Genomic DNA, 20,643 nt, shown 5'->3' on the forward strand with positions numbered 1-20,643 from the left:
TGCTTTCATGCAGACTTCGAAATCAGGTATAAGAATACTTGGCATCGCGGAAAGCTTTTCTCAGGGCGCAAATAATTCATTATTTGCCGGTGTCGTGATGCGAAAGGATCTTATCATCGACGGATTTGCTTTTTCACATGCTACTGTAGGGGGTATGGATGCAACAGATGCCGTGATTGGAATTTTTGATAAGCTTAACAGGCGTGATATTAACTGTATAGTGCTTTCCGGCTGTGTGGTCTCCTGGTTTAATATCATTGATCCGGATCTTATTTTTAAAACAACAAATGTCCCCGTAATCGGGGTGACATATGAGGATTCAAAAGGGTTAAAAGAGCATATTATTCACCATTTTCCTGGTGATGAAAACAGGCTTTCTGCATACGAAAAACTCGGAGAGAGGACTTTTGTGAAACTGGATAATAAGTATGGTATTTATATACGTACTGCCGGACTTTTAAAAGAAGAAGCTTTTAGCATATGCAATTCCTTTGCAAAAGAAGGAAAAATACCTGAACCATTAAGGGTTGCACGTCTTCTTGCAAGGTCTTTTTTTAAGGATGAAAACAGATCCAATATTTTGAATATTTCCTGACAATAATCAGGATAATTTAAAGCTTTTTTTCAGATTTCTGTCTTCATAAAGGCACTCTGAATGTATCTCTTGATATTATTTTGTTTTCAGTTTTGGAAATTATATCAATTTTCACTTCGTCGCCAGGTTTTATAAGCCCGTTTGAGAGGTCAAGGCTTATTTTTTCTTTCGGATACCAGTTGGTGTTTTGGCATCCTGTACCTCCTATTGTCTGAACAAAGAAGTGATTGGTTGGAATAAAATCATGGCCGTTTAGTGTTGTAATTCTGCATTTTAAAAGTGCATCATTACAGTAAATATCCGCCTCAAGAAGAGAATTGTCATAAGGTTTAATTCTGGAATGAGACAATATTATCCGGCTGTCATAATCAGGGGGTGATGTAAGAATATTTGTTATTACAAATATTTCCGGAATTTCCTCGGGAAGACTAAAAAGAGGAATCTCGAATTTCATGCAATACAGTAAAACAATCAAAAAAAGAATGAATACGATTGCAACCATAAGCAGGTGGCCGATAACCGGAGATGTACCTTCTTCTGAATTATATTTGTATTTCAATAATGAGTAATTTAAAAAAGAATATAATAAATTTTTTTAATTTATTCTATCCTTCTGAAAACTCTTCAATTGCAAGCTGGTACATCCAGTCCATTAAATAGGGACATTCTTCCACAGTGCATTCCTCCTCACAACCTATGCAAGGCAATAGTTCCCCGCCGGCAAGCAGTAGTGATGGGTTGACTGCGCGTTTTCTTGCTTTTAGAAGATATGTCTTGACTCCGTCGGATTTGTACTCTATTCTTTCAATCTGTTCGCTATCGGTCAGTTTTTTTACAATTCTCGAACATTTTCTGCTGTCGATATCTAAAACTTTCCAAAGCTCACTCTGAAGTACTCCTTCGGGTTTGGACTGAATTATTTTGAACGCTTCTTCTTCAATTTCGGACATAAAGCTCAAAAAGTTTATTTTAAATTAATGGTGCTATGGTCAGGATGTTGCTTCCGCGAATAACTACAGTTCCAAGATTCCTGCCTCTTTCACCATCAACATATTCTGTTGCCTGATCCATCTGAATATTCAGGTGTTCATCTACTGCAACAAGTTTTCCCTGAAGTTTTTTGCCCTCATCTTTGATTTCAACGGATATTTTGGAATCAACAAGAGCGGATACTTTCTTAATTGGCAGAACAATGCTATTAACCATCGTCAATTATATGGATAGCCAGCTAAATAATCATTTCCCTTAAATACAAACCGGCAGAGAAAAAAAGATAATAAAGATATTTATTTTGTTTATTTCATAATTTCTTCAAGCCTTTCAATAATCCCCTGACTTCCCACATATATGGGAGTTTTATGATGAGGTTCCTCTGGTTTTACTGACAGGAGATCCCTTTTGCCGTCTGAAATAGCTCCTCCTGCCTGTTTTGCGATGAATCCTATTGGATTAGCTTCAAAGACAAGTCTTAATTTGCCTTTTTCATTTTTTACGGTTGCAGGATAACAGTAAACGCCTCCGTATTTCAGAATCTGGTGAAAATCAGCAACAAAAGACCCGGAATATCTTAGTTTCCCTCCCTGTTCCTCAATTTCGGTTATGAACTTTTCATGCTCTTTTGTCCATTCTCTTTTTAGTGCGCCGCTTCCGTAGATTTTTCCTTCTGGAATTTTTACAGGTCCTTCAAGCATCTGGTAAGTTTCCTCGTCAAGTGCAAATGTGTAAACACCATCTCCGACTGTGATTGTTAAAACAGTCATCGGCCCGTACAGCATATACATTGCAGCTTTTAGATCCTTTCCACAGTTGAGTGCAGATCCGTTGTCATATATGCCGATTATGGTTCCTACGCAAAGATTTACCTGTATAAGTGAAGAACCGTCAAGGGGATCCATTACAACAGCGTATTCTGCCTTTGCATCCGGAAATTTTAGAATTTCATCCTTTTCTTCAGATGCAAGTTCTTTTACGAGTTTTGAATTTTTCAAAACTTCTGTTATGTGATTATCTGCCCACACATCAAGTGCCGCCTGCTGTTCACCCGATGCATTTTCAGTATCTGCATAAGACTGATTTTTAATAAATGCCTCTCTTATTGCAACAGCCTGGACGGATATTAACTCAATAAGTTCTTTTAATTCTTCTTTGCAGTCTGTTTTATCAAGATATTCCCGCAATGTTGTCATTTGATCTCACCAACCATTTAATTGCATTTGATATTGTCTTTAATAATTAATCTTGATTTTGAAAAACAAAGTTTTGCCCTTAACATTATAAATGTAAATTGACAGGAATCTTTGGATTCAATTTTATCAAAAATAGGTTTTATGATTTAATTTGCTGAATTAATTTGAAATTATCTGATTTTCGTCGGCAGTTTTGACATTTATTTCAAGAACGCCGTTTCTAAAATGATATTTCATTGTCTCTTTTTTAATATCAGGCACCTCGATTTTTGCCTCATGTTTAACATCATTTGAGAATGATGTTATCTGAAGATGATTTTCCTGAACTGATATTGCTGTGTTGTATATATCAGCACCGGGAATATCTGCATAAATCTGAACATTGTCGCCGTCTTTGTGAACTTCTGTGTGGGGTGTATTTACCCTGACGTTTTGAGAGTTGCATGATGATTTGGTATCATCCTCATCATCATCGAAGTCATAATTGTTTAAATCCAGGGGAAGTCTTCCTCCGGTAATGGTAATTGAGAATTTTCCATCCTGTGGAAAATTCCCCTTCTTTGTTGCCTGTTCAAGCATTTTACGGATTATTTCGCTGATGTCGTTTATACCGTCTTTGTTGTCTTCTGACATGTTATGGATTGCCCCGGTTTTAGTTTAATCTGCTTTAAGTAGTATATCTTCAAGCCTGACTGTTAAGTTTTGGATTGTTGCAATATCTTTCTTTCTGGCGTAAGTTGCATTCCTTAACTCTTCTGCTGCCGTTTTTCTCTCTTCTGTCTCTTCTCCGTAGCCTGCACGCATGATAACGGATGCAGCTTTTTCAAGTATGGCTCTCTCGTCCTGACTGTACAGTACAGGCCAGGCTTTTTTCTCATATGCCTCTATTGCCTCCCTGTCCAGTGTCCCTTTCACTTTTTTCATGGATTTGCCGAAGTGTGCTTTGGTTACACGCACATTTGAAAGCGCATCAGATCTTTCAATTTCAGTTTTTCCTGCCATTGCATTCAGGAATTCACGCATTGCTTCCAGTTTTGCCTCGCGTACGACCATTTCAATGTCAGCACCAACGTACCCTTCAGTTTTTTTCACAAGTTCTTCAATATCAATGTCTTTTGAGATGACCGAATCCGTGCCTTTGAGGTAAACTTCAAAGATCTTTCTTCTGCTTTCCGCATCAGGAGGCGGAACGTAAATAATTCTGTCAAGACGTCCCGGCCTCATAAGGGCTTCGTCAAGCATATCCGGTCTGTTGGTTGCACCAAGAACTGTTACATTTTTCAGTTCTTCCATACCATCGAGTTCGGTTAAGATCTGGCTGACAACACTTTCTGTAACATGTGATGAAGAACCCTGATATGCTCCTCTTTTTGGAAGAAGTGCATCGATTTCATCAAAGAATATTATAGATGGTGCTGCCTGTCTTGCTTTTCTGAAGATGTCTCTTATGCCTTTTTCTGATTCGCCTACCCACTTTGAGAGGAGTTCGGGTCCTTTTACCGATATGAAGTTGCATTCACTTTTGTTTGCGACAGCCTTTGCAAGCAGGGTTTTTCCTGTTCCCGGAGGACCAAAGAGAAGTATTCCGCCCGGAGGTCTGGTATCAAGTCTTTCAAAGATTTCAGGATATTTCAAAGGCCATTCAACTGCTTCGGTAAGTTCTGTTTTTACATCCTCAAGGCCGCCGATGTCATCCCAGGAAATATCAGGAATTTCAACGAGTACTTCACGCATTGCGGAAGGTTCCACGTGTTTTAATGCCGCTTCAAAGTCAGTGAGTCTGACTTTTAACCTTTCAATGATTTCTATGGGTATGTCTTCGCCTGTTTTGACGTCCTTTAACTCTTCACGAAGAGCATGCATTGCAGCTTCTTTTACGAGGAGTGAGATGTCTGCACCGACAAATCCATGGGTGACAGCAGCAAAGGGTTCTAAAAATTTCCTCCTTTTGATTTCATCCTCATGCTTTTTGCCTTCCTGCTCTCCGGCTTCTGCAAATGTTTTACCAAGCTCTATTGCTTCTTCTCCGGTAATTTCAATGCCGCTTAAGTCAAGAGGAACGCCCCTTGTGTGAACCTGGAATATTTCAAGGCGTCCTTTTTTGTCAGGTATACCAATCTCAATTTCCCTGTCAAAACGACCGCCCCTGCGCAGTGCGGGATCAATTTTGTCGGGAAGATTTGTAGCGGCAATTACTATTACTTCACCACGGCCTTTCAGGCCGTCCATTAATGCGAGGAGCTGTGCAACGACTCTTTGTTCCACCTCTCCTTTTGTTTCTTCACGTTTTGGTGCGATTGAGTCTATTTCGTCTATGAAGATGATAGTGGGAGCATTTTGCTGGGCTTCCTCAAATACTTCCCTTAATTTGCTTTCACTCTCTCCATAGTACTTGCTCATGATCTCCGGACCGGAAAGTGTGATGAAATGTGCATCTACTTCATTTGCAACCGCCTTTGCAATGAGGGTCTTGCCTGTCCCCGGAGGTCCGTAGAGGAGAACTCCTTTTGGAGGTTCAATCCCGAGTCTTTCAAAGATCTCAGGATGCTTTAGAGGAAGCTCAATCATCTCACGTACCTGATCAAGTTCTCTTCCAAGACCGCCTATGTCTTCATAGTGAACATCCGGAATTTCCTTTATGCCTTCTTTTGATTCGTAAGGTTTTTCTTTAATTTCAATTTCAGTCTGCGGACTGACTATCGCAATACCATCCGGTTTTACTTTTGATATTACAAAGGTCAGGGCATTACCCATAATGTTTACACGGAACAGTTCTCCTTCAGTGACAGGCCGTCCATTTAGGAGTCTTGCCATGTAATGTTCCCCGCCCTGAAGAGATACCGGCTGTGTCGGCTGGATCACCAGTTTTTCAGCGTAACGTGCCTCAACTTTTTTTATGGAAACTTTTTCATCAATACCGGTCTGTGCATTGCTTCTGATATTTCCGTCAATACGAACAATGCCTCTCCCTGTATCCTGTGAATAACCAGGCCAAACAGTTGCTGCGGCCTTTTTTTGTCCCTTAATTTCAATCACATCACCACTGCGAAGGCCGAGTGCCTGCATTATTTCGATACTCACACGGGCTATTCCCCGTCCTGCGTCCTGGTGTGATGCTTCTTTTACTGTAACTTCAAATGCTTGTGAATTTGTCATGTTGGTTAAACCTCCAAGATGTTATATTTACCAAATGTTAGTAAATATATTATTTAAATATGTGCCTCGTGACAATTTTTTTCATTCTTTATTTGAAGTATTTTAGTATCTGGATTATGTTTAAAAACTGATAAAAAACAGGTGAAAATGATAAATCTGGATTTGATTTAGCAAAAAAAATTATTTTGGAATATCTTCATCAGGGAAATGTGTTTTGAAGACACGAAGAGAGGATGCAAGAAGTTTTGTTTTTCCAATCATTGCTGCGATGAGTATGGTATCCAGGATTTCTTCTTTTGTTGCGCCGTTTTCCATTGCGGCTTTTATATGTACATTTAAGCAGTTGTCGGCATCTGCTGCGACTGCAGCTGAAATTGTTATCAGCTCAGCGGTTTTTGGATCAAGGTTTTCCGGCCTTAATGTCATATATTCAGCGAGTGCAGTTGGTGCAAATGATTCAGGTCTCTGACGAAGGACCTTAAAAATAAAAGGAACCTGTCCCATAATTTCTTTAAAGTCTTCTAAAAGATCATCGCCGATTTCATCTGCGTGGCTGAAAAATTCATCAACTGCTTTTTGGCTATTTTCTTTCATATTATCATTTCAAGTATCTTTTTCATATCACTAATATGATACTGTCCGGTTGCGGCTTTTTCTCCGGAATGGCAGTAAACTATCATTGAACCAAATAAAAGAAGAACCACCCTCGCCCATCTGAACTCTTCACCCATGACGCTTGTAATAACTGGTTTTTCTGCATCAATTGTGAAACGGATGAAGGAGAGTAGGTCTTCATTACTCCCTGGAGTTACCACAATTTTAGGGATGTCACCATATCCTTTTAATTCCCGGTGAATTGAGAGCAGTTCATTATTGTCAGGCATATAGTTCAGGTGCGCGGAAGCGATTATCTTTGTGTCTGTTTCCTTAATATCTTTGGAGAAGTGTGAAAATTTTCTTTCAATATCAATATAGTCCGCACAACAGCACCAGGGTTCAATTATTTTTCTCCAGTCTTCATCACCACCTTTAAATTTTCCGCCTTCCTCAAAACTTCGGATTGTGGCTATTATGGGAATATTCAGTCCATTTTTACATAATTCTATTAATTCTCTGCTATCTCTTTCATTTGAAATCAAATCAATTCTGATTTCACAAAAGTCTGCACCAGTAAGTTTTGCATTGTTCCAGTCTGCCGGAGAAGATATAGAAAGTGCTGTTTTCAAACCAATCACCTGAAAAACAATAGATTATTTGTGCTGATCAAAGATTAATTATCTTTTCAAAAAATAAAAAATAAAGACGAATTATAAGCATCAGTTTCGGCATTATAATATTGATATTATCCGGTGATTTTTTGAAGGTAAATTTTGGAGGATTTGTTCCTTTAAGTACAGTGGACTGGCGCGGAAGGTCTGTATGCACAGTTTTCTTTCGTGGTTGTCCTGTAAGGTGTCATTACTGTCACAATAAAGAATTGCAAACAGGTCTTGATTTGCGTGAAACAGATGAAATTGTTGATATGATCAGACAGTCGAAAATTGCAGCATCCGGTGTAATATTCTCCGGTGGGGAGGCTGCAATGCAAAAAGATGCTCTGATCGAACTTGCCAAAAGATCAAAAGAAATGGGTTTATGCGTAGGTTTACAGACCAACGGGGCTTTTCCCGAGACTCTTGAAGAACTGATCTCAAAAAAGGCTGTTGATCTCATTCATCTTGACATTAAAACAAGATGGGAACATTATCCGCATTTATTAAAGGTCAGTACCGGCATAACCGATAAAATAAAGGAATCCCTGAATATTTGTAAGGATGCATATAATAACGGTAGTCTTCCTGAATTACAGGTAGTCTGCACCCTGTTTCCCGGAAGGGAGGATGATGCATATTATATCTCAAAAGAAACAGAAGGGCTGAATCTTGTTCTTCAGCAGGGTGTGACAGGAAATATTCCCCCCCTCTCGTTTGGTGATCTTAAAAAAATTGCAGATAAAATTCATCGGGATGTTTATATAAGGACGCGGGAAGACGGTGAAGTTAGATACGAAAACAACAAGATAATAATTGCAGATTCAATAGTGCTCACTGACATATTGCAGGCGCGAAGAAATTATTAGATCAATACTTAGTTTAACGGTGATATATCAATGAAGATTATAGGCGTTGTCGGAATGCCGGCAAGCGGTAAAGGTGAATTTTCACGAATCGCAAAGGAAATGAACATACCCATAGTTGTACTGGGTGATATTATCAGAAATGCCGTCAAAGATGCAGGTCTAAAAATCACAGATAAAAATATGGGGGAGATGTCCAAATGTCTGCGTCGGGGTCTTGGTATGGATGCACTGGCACAGCTTTCAATACCTATAATTGAAGAGCAAAAAGGAAATATTGTAATCGTTGACGGCATCAGAGGTGACGCCGAGGTAGATACACTTTCAGGGCATTTCCATGATTTTCATCTTGTAGCAGTACATTCATCGTTTGAAACAAGACTTAAACGCCTTTCTGAGAGAAAAAGATCAGATGATCTTCCGGATGCTGATAGCCTTAAAATGCGTGATGACAGGGAAATCGGGTGGGGTCTTTTGAATGCATTTTCAATGGCGGATTTAAAAATTGACAATGAAGGGACTATGGAAGAGTTTGAAATGAAAGTAAAGGATACTCTTTACAAATTAAGGATGGAAAAATGAGTTGCGATTATTATTTTGCTTCATCTGCCAAAGTCTGGTCTTCAATAGAATGGGTATATGGAATTGAAGAAACCGGTTATGACGGATGGGAGATTTCTGCGGATGGCAACTATCGTCTTGACAATAAAGAGGCAAATTCAAGAATAAAGGAAGTTCTTGAAACAACAACCCTCAAAGCATCTGTTCATGCCCCCTTCGCTGATTTAAACCTTGCTTCGATGAATCATCCGATATATAATGAAACAATTCGTCAGATGAATGAATGCATAAAGCTTGCCTCGGATTTCACTGACAGGGTTACAATTCATCCCGGATATCTGTCCCCTGCCGGAAAACTGGTTCCGGATAAAGTATGGGGTCTTCAAAAAGATGCACTGACAGAGATTGGCAAAGTTGCTTTGGAATACGGAGTCCGGGTAGGTCTTGAAAATATGCCGGATATACCTGATTTTTTGTGCAGGGACTGCAATGAGATATTTGGGATGATAGACAGTGTTGATGGTATGGGCATTACTATCGATCTCGGTCATGCAAATACTGTCGGCCAGCTGGACAAATTTCTTTCAAGACTATGTGATGCAGGCCACCTGCATATTCATGACAATATGGGAAAACGTGATGATCACAGTCCGCTTGGTGAGGGAAATATTGACTGGGACAAGGCAGGTGCTTTGATAAAAAAGAATTATTCGGGCATTTGTGTTGTGGAAGGGAGAAGCATTGAGGAATCAAAGAAGAGTCTTGGTGTAATTAAGAGGTGCTTTTTATGAGTGGAGAAACCCTCCAGGTATATTTTTTAGGCACAGCAGGTGCGCTTCCAACTCCCTATCGGAATCCTTCATGTATAATGGTCAGAAGAGGCTCGGAAACCCTTCTTTTTGACTGTGGTGAAGGTGCCCAGCAGCAGATGATGCGTGCAAAAACAGGTTTTACAGTTGACGCTGTCTTTATTTCACACTGGCATGCTGACCATTATCTCGGGCTTTTAGGGCTTGTTCAGACCATGTCTTTCATGGGGAGAAAAGACCCCCTGATGATTTACGGGCCAAAATGGATTTTTGAATTTGTTGAACATGTGGAAAACATTTCAAAGACAAAGCTTGGATACAGAATTATCCCGTCTGAACTTAAGCACGGCTCTGTTGTTCCTTTTAATGGTTATACAATCCGTGCATTTTCTTCAAAACACGGCATGCCGGGTCTTGGATATATTCTTTTTGAAGATGAAAGACCGGGAAGATTTGATCGTGAACATGCAATATCCCTTGGAATAAAACCCGGTCCTTTATTTGGAAGACTTCAGCGCGGACAAACTATTACTATTGAAAGAGATGGTGAGGAGGTTTTAATCAAACCTTCTGATGTAATGGGAGAATCAAGACCGGGCCGGAAACTGATATATACGGGAGACACCCGGCCTGACTGTAATAAATGGCGTGAATGGGGAGAGGAAGCTGATATTCTCATACATGATGCGACTTATGATGATGCCGAATCAGTAAGGGCAAAGGAAGTTTTTCACTCTACGGCCGGCGAGGCAGGGAGTATAGCAACCAGGATTAATGCGCAGAGACTGGCCCTTGTACATATAAGCTCACGTTACACAAATATGACAAGTCATATACAGGATGCCGAAAAACAGTTTAAAGGCGATATAATAGTACCTGAAGATCTTGACATGATTGAGATCCCATATCGGAGTTGATTTAAAAATGGGTGATGATGATGAAGTTCCCGGTTGTAGATGTTCATCAGTTGCACCTGTTTTTAATCGGGCTGTTAGCTCTTTTGATTAGTGCATTTGCTGCAAGTGTTGCCGGAATATATCTTGGTTCGGTTGGAGAAATACTCGCATACCTGCCGGGATTAATGGTAATTGTCCCTCCCTCAATAAACATGAGGGGAAGTATCTCCGGAGTTTTGGCATCAAGGCTTTCGTCATCGATGCATCTTGGAGAATTTGAGATAAATTTTTCAAAGGACAGTATACTCGGATCAAATACCCGCGCATCATTGTCAATTTCAATAATTATAGCTTTTGTACTTGGCTTTTTTGCTTATCTGTTGTCATCTGCATTTGGTCTGGAAGGGCTTTACATAAGTGATTTTATAGTAATTTCTGTAATATCAGGGATTATTTCAAGTATAATTGTAATGGGTGTGACACTTGTTATAACACTGCTGAGTTATAAAAAAAGCATTGACCTTGATATGATTGCCGCCCCTTCGGTTACAACATCGGGAGATCTTGTAACATTGCCTGTTTTGATAATTACAGCCGTTGCAATTTTAAATTGTCCTGTAATTATTCGTGATGTTTTATTGATACTTGTAATAATGATGCTTATCTTTAGCATCTATGTTTCATTGCGGTCAAATGAAGAGATAAAATCAATATCGAGGGAAATTATCCCTTTGTTGATTCCACTGTGTCTTGTTGGAACTTTTGCCGGAATAACATACGCCACCGACCTTGAAAAACTGGTTGCATATTCAGTTTTTCTTATACTTATTCCGCCTTTTACAGGATGCTGCGGATCAATCGGGGGAATTTTATGCTCGAGACTTGCAACAGGGATGCATACAGGAGAAATTGATCCTAAAATGTTGCCGTCAAAAGATGTCAGTGAATATTTCATATCCACATACATCTATGCAATTATTATAATGCCCCTTTTGGGAATAATTGCAGATATCTCAGCATCTGCTCTTGGAATGTCAACGCCGGGGATATTATCCATGTTTCTGGTAAGCACAGCTGCAGGGCTTTTGGTAATAACATTTGTAAATATTGTGGGATATGCAACAGCAAGCATATCTTTTAGGAAAGGGTTTGATCCTGATAATTTTGGAATACCTGTTATAACCAGTTTTATAGATCTGATTGGTGCCGGAGTACTGGTTGCATTTATTAATTTGATTATTTGAACACAACACTTACAAATATCTATTTAGATGAACAATGTATATTGGACTATAAACCCATGACCGAACTTGAATATCAGCCTATGAGTTTCAAAGATGTCCTGATTGAGATGAAGGATATCGCAGAACTCATGGTTGATCTGGCCTATTCTGCAATTCTTTTTGAAAATAAAGAGATTGCACGTGAAGTTTTGAATCTTGAAGAAATTATGAATAAACTCGTTTATCAGGCACGCATACAGAGTATACTTAGTGCAAGGCGTGTTGATGAAGCAGAGTCTATGAGTGGTATGCTTCAGGTTGCAGAATCTACAGAAAAAATTTCCAATTCGGCATCAGAAATAGCAACAATCATACTCAAAAATGTTAAGTTCCCTGCAAAACTCAAACAGGCTCTTCCTGAAGCGGAAGAAGTAACTGTAAGGGTAAAAGTTCAGGAAAATTCTTTAATTGATGGGAAAACACTTGGTGAGCAGAAACTTCAGAGTACTACCGGAATGCGCATTATTGCCATTCGCAGGGGCGTCTCATGGACATATGATCCTGACAGGGATTCCAGAATTATTGACGGAGATATTTTGCTTGCAAAAGGTATGGAGTCAGGCGTATCCTTATTATATGATATTACAGGAAATGTTTTGAATATATCTGATGAAGAATCAAGTGAGGCTGTTGTTTCTGATTTGGACAGAGCTGTTTCACTCATTATTGAAATGAAGGATTTAAGTGAACTTGGAGTAGGACTTGCATATACTTCTCTTTTATTTGACAGCAGGGAAGTTGCAGACGAAGTAAGATCACTTGATTCCAGAATGGATGATATGAGGTATAAACTGGATCTGTGGATTTTGGAAGCTGCTAAAAGGATATCAAATGTGGAATATCTGAGAGGACTTTTGTACATGTCTTCTTTTGCTGAAAATATCAGCAATGCAGCATCTTCAATAGTTGATGTTATATTACGGGATATTGAGATTCCCCCTGTCTTTAAAAGAATCGTACGTGAGTCTGATGAAATTATTACCAAAGTAAATGTAGAGGAAGGTTCCTCTCTTGTTGGAAAAACTCTGAAAGATGCTTCCCTTGGTACTGTTACCGGCATGGTTGTTCTTGCAATAAACAGTAAAGGGCGATGGAAGTATCGTCCCGGCAAGAATGATTTGATCAATGCAAATGATGTCATTATTGCAAAGGGAAGGCGTGACGGAGAATGCAGATTGTATGATCTTTCCAAAACAAGAAAAGGATATAAGAAAAATACCATAATCGGAAGTGAATAAATGGGTAGTAAAAAAATTGTATATCGTCTTGGTTCAGGTTGTGAACTTGAAGACATAGTTGTTGGAAATATATATGAAGTTCGCGTGCAGGGATTTGCCAAGTTTGGATCTTTTGTATATCTGAATAATCACATAAAAGGCCTGATTCACGTAAGCAATGTTAAAACGGATCATAAGGAAGGAGAAATTCTTTACGTCAATGTAAGAAATATTCGTGACAACGGAAATATTGATCTTGAAGAGATTAGTATTGAGGGAGATATTGAGATAAAAACAGTTTCCTGCAAGAAATCAGGTACACGTCTTTCTGACCTCAAAAACAAAGTTGGCCGGAATGTAACTGTTGAAGCTGAAATTGCACAAATTAAGCAAACCTCCGGACCGACAATCTTTACTCTTGTGGATGAAACCGGTACTGAGAGTGCTGCAGCATTCATTGAGGCCGGTAAGAGATCTTATCCTGAGATCGAACTTGGCGATATCGTTTCATTATCAGGCGAAGTAATGATGAGAAACGGCCAGCTTCAGATTGAAGTCAGTCATATGATGGCTCTTTTTGGTGAAGAAAAAGAGGATGTCAAAAAAAGGATTGAAAAGGCACTTGATGAGAGAGCCCGTCCTGAAGATATTCCTTTCATGATTGAGAGTGAAGTTCTCGAAAATCTTAAACCGGAGATGCAAAAAGTTGCTTATCTTATCAGAAAAGCCATTTTTACAAACCAGCCGATAATTCTCAGACACCATGCCGATGCAGACGGAATTGTTGCTGCCGTATCCGTAGAAAAAGCGATCATTTCCCTAATTCGTGAAGAAGGCGGTGATATGGATACTGAAAGCCATCTCTTTAAAAGGGCTCCTTCGAAAGCACCATTTTATGAAATTGAAGACATTACAAGAGATCTTGATTTTGCATTAAAGGACAATGTAAAGTTTGGCCAGAAACTGCCGATGATTCTCATGATGGATAATGGTTCAACAGAGGAAGACGAACCATCGTACAGAATGGCAAAAGTTTACGGACTCTCAATAGTTGTTGTTGATCACCACCATCCTGATGAATCGACAGATGCATACCTGGATGCACATGTAAATCCGTATCATGTCGGAGGCGACTTTGGTGTAACTGCAGGTATGCTTGGAGCTGAACTTGCACGTATGATTTATCCGGCAGTAGAAGAGCATATCAGACATTTCCCTGCTGTAGCTGCCGTCGGTGACAGAAGTGAGGCTCCTGAGAGAGAGAGATATCTTGCACTTGTAGCTGATTCCTACACTGAGGATGACTGCAAGGATATTGCACTTGCTCTTGATTATGAACAGTTCTGGCTTAGATTTAATGATGGAAGGGAAATCGTAAAGGATATTCTCAACATTAAAGATAATTACACAATCCATAAAAATCTGGTTTCATTGCTTGTAAAAGAGGCAAACCTGGCAATAAAAGAGCAGATGGATACATCACTGCCACATGTAAAGGACAGTGTTCTTGAAAACGGCTCCCACCTGTTTACCATTGATGTTGAAATATTTGCACATCGTTTCACATTCCCACCACCAGGAAAGACATCCGGCGAAATACATGATCTTTTATGCCGCAAGAATGAAGGTAAACCTGTTGTTACACTTGGTATAGGTCCTGATTTTGTTGTTATCAGGTCAAGAGGAGTTCTTATGAATATTCCTCAGATGGTTCGTGAACTTCGTGAAGAAATCAAAGGCGGCGGTGTAAATGGCGGCGGACACCTTGTCGTAGGATCGATTAAATTTGTTGAAGGTATGAGGAATATCGTTGTTGAAAGACTTATTAAAAAAATAGGGGAATTCCCTGTAGAATAGTCTTTTTTTAAAATAAACTAATTTAACTAATCAATTATTTATATCAAAGAGTCCTATATTAATTATAATAAATTTTAGAAATAAGACTATATGGTTTAAGTTTATTGCTAAATTTTCAATAAAATAAAAAAAGAACCGCAAATCTCGAAAGTTATATATACTGCCTTAACAAAATAAGGATTTGTCTTCTGGAGGGGAATATGAGCACGAAAGAGGATATGCAGACAGAATACACATCTACTCAAAACAGAATAGTTTACTATTTGAAATCAGGCATTGAAATGGGGAAGCATTACTTTAAGTCAAAGTATATTGCTAAGGATCTTGGGCTTTCATCAAAAGAAGTTGGGACAAATCTTGCAATTCTTGCTGATATCTGTGAGGAACTTGAAATTTCCCGCTGGAGTTATTCGAACAGTACTACCTGGAGAGTTTCTCCAAGAGCAGTATGATTAAAAATTAACATTTTTTCAAAAATTAATGTCAGATGCGGAAATTACATATATTTTTCAATGAAGAATTATTGTATGACTAATAAGATAGAATTTGTTTCTGATATAGAGTTTATTGCCAGTATTGATGAAAATAAGGATTGTCTGATGAACCAGAGTACTAAGGAAGATTCAGTTGAGAAATCAGAGATGAATCCTCATGGTTTATGGTTTAACATTGATGTACCAAAGGGACACGGATTTAAATCAGGTGATCTTATCAAAATTACCGTTGAAAAAGTTAAATAATCATTTTTGTTCCTCTGAATCTGTCAATAATTTATTAGAATAATTATTTTTCGGATTTGAGCTGAACGGCCCCCAAATCAAAATAATATCTTTATTTCCGTTAATTTTTAATGAATTGTCTGATCTCGGTTACGAATTGATTTGTATATTTAATGAATACAAAAAATAACTATTTATAGAGATAAAAGTAAACTTTTATAAAAAGGATTATGGTAAAGAGAATCAGGCAATGTCTGGTTGTATAACCCCCTTGAATAAAAAAAATTTTTTGGAAACATTGGCTGATGATTTTGCTTTCACCGTTGTTTTCAAACATATACTTTAAGTAAATTTTGAGGAAATATCAGGGAGCATAATACGAATATGGAAATCAAAAAAAAATGTTTAGTTTTAAAACCGTTAGCATTTTTTGTCATAGTTGTGATTATGCTGACATCAGGGTGTCTTTCTTTTAACTCACAGAATTCCAGCACTGATGACATTAAAGTCACCATGACAAATGCGGCTGAAAAGATCAATTCAATTAACTGGAACACTGATCACCCGGGGAATATAAGGGCAAAGCTGCTGGGAGCCGAAACAGATTTCACAAATTCATTCAATCTTCTCTCCGGCATTAAGCCGGAAACCGGAGATGAATCTGAAGAGATATACGGTCTTCGTGCAATTTCATGTGGATATCTGGAAATGATTTCCGCAATGATGGATTTGACCAATGTCATTGAGCATTATAATTATGCAGATTATTATGCATCACTTTACGAGCAGGACAACTGGGTTATGGAGATAAGGACTGCTGATACGGCACTTGCATCGGCAAGAAACAAATTATATTCAGCAAAATACAGACTTGACGGCATCAATATGAACATGGTACCTTTAAATCTTCAGGGGGATCTAACCGAGATGAAAGTCCGGATGGGCCAGCTGGATAAAATAATGGAAAATCTTGCAACTGAATTTTCAAAAGCTCTTAAATAATAAAATTATAAAATTTTATTTTCAAATTTTACATTTAATCATTGTTCAAAGCTGCTTTATTATATTCATGGATTTTTAAAATAAATTATATCATTATTCTTTATTTAACTAAGATATTTTTAGAATCTGAAAAAAAACATAAAATATAATCTCCTGTTGTTTCATAATATATATTGTTAATGACTAAATGCAAAGTCCTGATTATTGGTGCAGGTGCGGTCGGGCTCTCCATTGCTGCAAAAATCTCTGAGAATGCAGATGTTTCAGTTGTATGCAGAAAACGACATAGTGATTCAATAGCCAAAAACGGATTGCTAATGGATGGAATCTGGGGGGAGAAAACAGTCTGTAACATTAATTGTATAACTGAAAAAAATCCTGCCAAAAACGATGATTATGATTTTATTTTTCTTACTTCAAAAAGCACTGATACTGAAAAATTGTGCGATGAATATAAGGGGCTGATGTCCGGCAAACCTGTTGTAAGTATTCAAAATGGCATTGGAAATGAGGAGATAATTTCCGGTTTTACCGACATTGTGCTTGGTGCTACAATCACTACAAATTTTCAGGCCACAGGGGATGGCCGGGTAAATGTGAATAGTGAAAGCGGTTCTATGAAAATTGGTTTCTTCCCTGATGATTCTCTGATAAACTATAATGCAAATGAAATTCTGGATAATATTATTGAGATTTTAACAAAGTCCGGAATACCTGTTGAAAAATCCTCTAACATCAAATCGGCAATCTGGGAGAAATCTCTGCTTAATATTGCAGTGAATCCCCTTACGGCAATATTATCAGTAAATACCGGAGAGTTGCTGGACGAAAATCTGAAGGAAATTGTCAGTGAAATAATTTATGAGGCTTTTGAAGTTATAAAAGCGGAAAAAATTTCTGTAAAATGGAATGATGCAGAAGATTATCTTTCATACCTTTTTGAATATCTGCTGCCTGCATTTTATACCAGTTATACATCAATGTATCAGGATTTAAAATTAAACAGGATGACTGAGATTGACTTTATTAACGGTGCAATTGTAAAGAGAGGCAAAGATCACGGAATTATAACGCCTTATAATTCATTTGTTTCAGGTCTTGTCAGATATAAACAGAAAAAATCATGATATTATCCTGATTATTTTTTTTTTTAAAATACTTTCACACCGCACGCCCTGTACATATATAGCTACAATTTTAATATTTAGATTGTGTCAGGTTAAGCTAATGATGCATCACCTCGTTATCAGGTTTTAGAAGTCTGTGTCCGAAAATATAGATAAAAAACATGTTTCCTGAGTGAAATATCATTTAATTGTTTGATGAAAAAGCCTCCCTTAATACTGGCACGATTACCCCATAATATCCGGTTAACCTCCGGAAAAACCTTCTCTATTTTTTAAATCTTATTTTCAACTAATATTTCCAATATTTTGTATATTTGTAATTTAAGATCTGAAAATAGTATATCATATTATCTTTATTAATAATTTCAAAATTATTTTTCTCAAGTTTTTTAGAAAAATACAACCCGGAAGTTAATTTGGTAGAGTCCTAATATTCAGGACTCAACTTCAAAAAATCTTAGAACAACCGGAACATGGTTCTCAACTTCTTCATAGAAATATTTTCCAAGCTCAGGTCCGGAATCTGCAATGGACTGGTTAATTGTTTTAATTAACCAGGGAGCAACATTTCCTTCTTTGTCTACTGAGTTCATCAAAACGACGATTGCTTCATCTACATCAATTTTGTTATGCCATCTATATCCCATAAATAAATCCCCCCATATTTTTTGGTTGAGTTTTAATTACATATTCAAACTATTTAATAATTGTCTGTAAAATGTTTTGGATTTTTTTCCAAATCTGCTTGACATTTATTGTCTGAATATTTCTGATAAATAATTAATGCAGGCATAATATAGAGATTTCAGATTTAGGTAATTTTAAAAAAAATTGGAAACAGAATTATTTATCAATTCCAAGTAATATCGTAATCCACTTTGTTTTTTCGTTGTAGCTTAGGGCAATAAGGATCATCAGGGTAAAAGGGACTGATATGAGCATCCCGACAGGGCCTAAAACCCATGTCCATAACACCAGCGAAACAACGACAACGAGAGGCGGCATATTAAAATCGTCAGCAGCAAATTTAGAGAATACCACATTTTCAACGACAGCATTTATGATGCATATCCCTGCAGCGACAATTATGACTCCTCCGATTCCAAGTTGAATCCAGGCAAGTATGATGGCAGGTATTGCCACGAGTATTAAACCGATATATGGGATGTAACTTAGGATGACTGCCAGAACGCCCCAGAAGATTGCCAGATCAACACCCATTGCATATAACAGTCCTCCAAAACATGCTCCAAGTACAAGATTGGTTTTTGTCTTCACATAGAGCCATTTTATCATGCTGTTGCACATTTCCTGATATTTCTCTGAAAGCCTTTTTTCTCCGTTTGTTATCTTTTCAAAACGTCTTCCTAAATCGGGAATTTCAAGAAGCAGAAAACTTGTAATTACAAATATGAAAAAACCGTTCATCAGTAAAAAAGATAATTCTCCGACAAGACTTACTGTAACCTTTGAAATGGTTCCTAAATTTGTGGCAAGATCCTGTATGCTGTCAAAAGTAATTCCGATTTTTGACAACATTTCGTTGAGACCTGCAAGACGGGTTTCGAGTAAACTATGATATTCCGGGAGATTACTGACAAAGAGATTTCCTGAGGCATATATCAAAAGTATAAAGGCCAGAATTGAGAAAGCATATAACACCATAATTATACCGACAGAAACAAAGTCTGACATACCTTTTTCCTTTAGCCAGTATAGAAGCGGAGTTCCGATCATTGCAAGAATAAGGGATAGAATAAGCATATTGATTAAATATGCAGTTTCATGCATCCCTACAAGTACGATGAATATAAGTGCTGATATGAGTAAATAACCAATCAGACCACTTTGTCCGCCTGTCTGATTATTAAAAAATGATTTATTGTCAGGTACCATTAATAGAAAAGTTGTTTTTTAATTTGATAATACAATCCATTTAATGTTTATGTCTGTGGTGTATATCCGGAGAATGCGGGTGTTCATGCCATCTTTCTATATGTTCATGAAGGTGACAGTGTTCTCCTGAGGGTGAAAGAGGAGGATCGGTGCTGTCATGCTGGTGATCATGATGGAGTTTATCCTGTGAGTGCCTGTGCCTGTGTTCATGAATTTGTGAACGATGATGGTGCATGTGAGAATGTTTTTCAAAGATTAAAAGCAATGCCCCGATAAGCATTATCGGAAATGCCAGATAAAATGAAAAATCTGGTACGTCATTGAAAAGAAGGAATGATATCCCGACTCCAAAGAAAGGAGATATTGCCAGAAGTGAGCCTGTTCTTGATGTTCCTATGCCTCTTAAAGCCAGAAGAAACAAAACGCTTGTCATACCCCCATATGCAAAAAAACCTACGACCATTGCCAAAACCGAAGTCTGCAATGATGGAAGAGACTGGCCTATTGCAAGTGCAAATACCAGTGAAATAAATCCTGCTCCCGTACCTTTTATTGCAACAATTTTTATAGGGTCTTTTGATGATATGTTTCTGCTGAAATTATTGTCCAGTGCCCAAAAGCAGCATGTTAAAAGTATACCTATGGCTGCGAGTGAAAATTCCAGGTTTCCTTCAGGATTCCATGTCAGTATTATGCATGAAAGTGTTATGCATCCGAGTGCGGCCCAGATATGTTTTCCTACAGCTTCTCCAAACAGCATAAAGGCAATAATTGTTGTTGATACCGCCTCAAAATTCAGAAGAAGTGATGCAGTTGCTGCAGGAGTCATTAAAAGACTGTACATTAATGTTACCGGTGCAAGTACTCCTCCAAACAGTGTCACTCCAAATAGCCAGGGATAATCGGATTTTTGTAAAGAAGCTTCTAAGAATTTTTTCTTTTTAGAGACAATTCCCTGTAACAAAATATATATTATGAGTCCAAATCCGCTTCCAAGGTAAAAAAGTGAAGCAAGAATTATTGGATCGATACCATCAAGCAGGATTTTGGCTATAGGTGCCGTTCCTCCAAAGAGTGCAGCAGCAAGAAAAGCACAGATGACTGAAAAATTCTTTTCTGAGACCATATTGAGATTTCCTGAAATTTAACCTTATATGGTTTGTTTTACATATGGATATAATTTTTATATCTTCTGCTTTCAAAAAATTTGATTTTTGTAGGAA

At 37.9% G+C, this 20,643-nt stretch carries 23 protein-coding genes; 12 read left to right on the forward strand and 11 right to left on the reverse strand.

Going from position 1 to position 20,643, the window contains the following annotated elements:
* Positions 1-7: 7 nt before the first annotated feature.
* Positions 8-595, forward strand: a complete 588-nt coding sequence (locus tag F1737_RS04825; RefSeq protein WP_317137643.1) for an endonuclease dU — start codon at positions 8-10, stop codon at positions 593-595.
* Positions 596-638: 43 nt separating this feature from the next.
* On the opposite strand, the gene F1737_RS04830 is transcribed toward F1737_RS04825, so the two are convergent.
* The 8 genes from F1737_RS04830 to F1737_RS04865 form a co-directional block, all read right to left on the reverse strand.
* A complete protein-coding gene (locus F1737_RS04830; protein WP_317137644.1) occupies positions 639-1,154 on the reverse strand; it encodes a hypothetical protein in 516 nt (171 codons plus the stop codon).
* Positions 1,155-1,200: 46 nt separating this feature from the next.
* The gene (locus tag F1737_RS04835; protein WP_317137645.1) at positions 1,201-1,545 is read right to left on the reverse strand and encodes a helix-turn-helix transcriptional regulator; all 345 of its coding nucleotides are present in this window, start codon (positions 1,543-1,545) and stop codon (positions 1,201-1,203) included.
* 19 nt (positions 1,546-1,564) lie between these two features.
* Positions 1,565-1,801, reverse strand: coding sequence for an LSM domain-containing protein (locus F1737_RS04840; RefSeq protein WP_317137868.1), 237 nt, complete (start codon positions 1,799-1,801; stop codon positions 1,565-1,567).
* An 89-nt stretch (positions 1,802-1,890) separates the two neighbouring features.
* Positions 1,891-2,781, reverse strand: a complete 891-nt coding sequence (locus F1737_RS04845; protein WP_317137646.1) for a class 1 fructose-bisphosphatase — start codon at positions 2,779-2,781, stop codon at positions 1,891-1,893.
* Between the two features lie 159 nt (positions 2,782-2,940).
* The gene (locus F1737_RS04850; RefSeq protein ID WP_317137647.1) at positions 2,941-3,414 is read right to left on the reverse strand and encodes an Hsp20/alpha crystallin family protein; all 474 of its coding nucleotides are present in this window, start codon (positions 3,412-3,414) and stop codon (positions 2,941-2,943) included.
* A 24-nt stretch (positions 3,415-3,438) separates the two neighbouring features.
* Positions 3,439-5,937 carry a CDC48 family AAA ATPase gene (locus F1737_RS04855; protein ID WP_317137648.1) on the reverse strand — a complete coding sequence of 833 codons (2,499 nt, stop codon included), beginning with the start codon at positions 5,935-5,937 and terminating at the stop codon, positions 3,439-3,441.
* Between the two features lie 180 nt (positions 5,938-6,117).
* Positions 6,118-6,531 (reverse strand): carboxymuconolactone decarboxylase family protein, encoded by a 414-nt coding sequence (locus F1737_RS04860; protein ID WP_317137649.1) that lies wholly within the window; start codon positions 6,529-6,531, stop codon positions 6,118-6,120.
* Entirely contained in the window at positions 6,528-7,163 is a 636-nt protein-coding gene (locus F1737_RS04865) for a type I 3-dehydroquinate dehydratase (protein WP_317137650.1), read from the reverse strand. Before F1737_RS04865 ends, F1737_RS04860 begins: the two co-directional genes overlap by 4 nt.
* Positions 7,164-7,294: 131 nt before the next feature.
* On the opposite strand from F1737_RS04865, the gene F1737_RS04870 reads away from it, so the two are divergent.
* The 11 genes from F1737_RS04870 to F1737_RS04920 all read left to right on the forward strand — a co-directional run bounded on the left by F1737_RS04870 (position 7,295) and on the right by F1737_RS04920 (position 17,524).
* Positions 7,295-8,056: an anaerobic ribonucleoside-triphosphate reductase activating protein gene (locus tag F1737_RS04870; RefSeq protein ID WP_317137651.1), complete on the forward strand. Its 762-nt coding sequence runs from the start codon at positions 7,295-7,297 to the stop codon at positions 8,054-8,056.
* 30 nt (positions 8,057-8,086) lie between these two features.
* Positions 8,087-8,635, forward strand: a complete 549-nt coding sequence (locus F1737_RS04875; protein WP_317137652.1) for an AAA family ATPase — start codon at positions 8,087-8,089, stop codon at positions 8,633-8,635.
* Entirely contained in the window at positions 8,632-9,405 is a 774-nt protein-coding gene (locus tag F1737_RS04880; RefSeq protein WP_317137653.1) for a sugar phosphate isomerase/epimerase family protein, read from the forward strand. The genes F1737_RS04875 and F1737_RS04880 overlap by 4 nt, the downstream gene beginning before the upstream one ends.
* Positions 9,402-10,340: a ribonuclease Z gene (gene rnz, locus F1737_RS04885; protein ID WP_317137654.1), complete on the forward strand. Its 939-nt coding sequence runs from the start codon at positions 9,402-9,404 to the stop codon at positions 10,338-10,340. Before F1737_RS04880 ends, rnz begins: the two co-directional genes overlap by 4 nt.
* 14 nt (positions 10,341-10,354) lie before the next feature.
* A complete protein-coding gene (locus tag F1737_RS04890) occupies positions 10,355-11,563 on the forward strand; it encodes a magnesium transporter (RefSeq protein ID WP_317137655.1) in 1,209 nt (402 codons plus the stop codon).
* Between the two features lie 56 nt (positions 11,564-11,619).
* Positions 11,620-12,840 (forward strand): potassium channel family protein, encoded by a 1,221-nt coding sequence (locus tag F1737_RS04895; protein WP_408669680.1) that lies wholly within the window; start codon positions 11,620-11,622, stop codon positions 12,838-12,840.
* Complete coding sequence (locus tag F1737_RS04900; protein WP_317137657.1) at positions 12,841-14,676, forward strand: DHH family phosphoesterase; 1,836 nt, start codon at positions 12,841-12,843, stop codon at positions 14,674-14,676.
* A gap of 200 nt (positions 14,677-14,876) precedes the next feature.
* On the forward strand, positions 14,877-15,128 hold the full coding sequence (locus F1737_RS04905) for a DUF7123 family protein (protein ID WP_317137658.1): 252 nt from the start codon (positions 14,877-14,879) through the stop codon (positions 15,126-15,128).
* Between the two features lie 75 nt (positions 15,129-15,203).
* Positions 15,204-15,416, forward strand: a complete 213-nt coding sequence (locus tag F1737_RS04910; protein WP_317137659.1) for a hypothetical protein — start codon at positions 15,204-15,206, stop codon at positions 15,414-15,416.
* Between the two features lie 363 nt (positions 15,417-15,779).
* Positions 15,780-16,397: a hypothetical protein gene (locus F1737_RS04915; protein ID WP_317137660.1), complete on the forward strand. Its 618-nt coding sequence runs from the start codon at positions 15,780-15,782 to the stop codon at positions 16,395-16,397.
* Positions 16,398-16,576: 179 nt separating this feature from the next.
* The gene (locus F1737_RS04920; RefSeq protein WP_317137661.1) at positions 16,577-17,524 is read left to right on the forward strand and encodes a ketopantoate reductase family protein; all 948 of its coding nucleotides are present in this window, start codon (positions 16,577-16,579) and stop codon (positions 17,522-17,524) included.
* A gap of 434 nt (positions 17,525-17,958) precedes the next feature.
* Here the strand turns inward: F1737_RS04920 and F1737_RS04925 are convergent, their stop codons facing one another.
* The 3 genes from F1737_RS04925 to F1737_RS04935 all read right to left on the reverse strand — a co-directional run bounded on the left by F1737_RS04925 (position 17,959) and on the right by F1737_RS04935 (position 20,546).
* Positions 17,959-18,171, reverse strand: coding sequence for a hypothetical protein (locus F1737_RS04925; protein WP_317137662.1), 213 nt, complete (start codon positions 18,169-18,171; stop codon positions 17,959-17,961).
* A gap of 196 nt (positions 18,172-18,367) precedes the next feature.
* Positions 18,368-19,420 carry an AI-2E family transporter gene (locus tag F1737_RS04930; RefSeq protein WP_317137663.1) on the reverse strand — a complete coding sequence of 351 codons (1,053 nt, stop codon included), beginning with the start codon at positions 19,418-19,420 and terminating at the stop codon, positions 18,368-18,370.
* A 40-nt stretch (positions 19,421-19,460) separates the two neighbouring features.
* A complete protein-coding gene (locus tag F1737_RS04935) occupies positions 19,461-20,546 on the reverse strand; it encodes a DMT family transporter (RefSeq protein ID WP_317137664.1) in 1,086 nt (361 codons plus the stop codon).
* Positions 20,547-20,643: the final 97 nt, after the last annotated feature.

The organism is Methanoplanus sp. FWC-SCC4, from assembly GCF_032878975.1.
Classification (GTDB): Archaea; Halobacteriota; Methanomicrobia; order Methanomicrobiales; family Methanomicrobiaceae; genus Methanochimaera; species Methanochimaera problematica.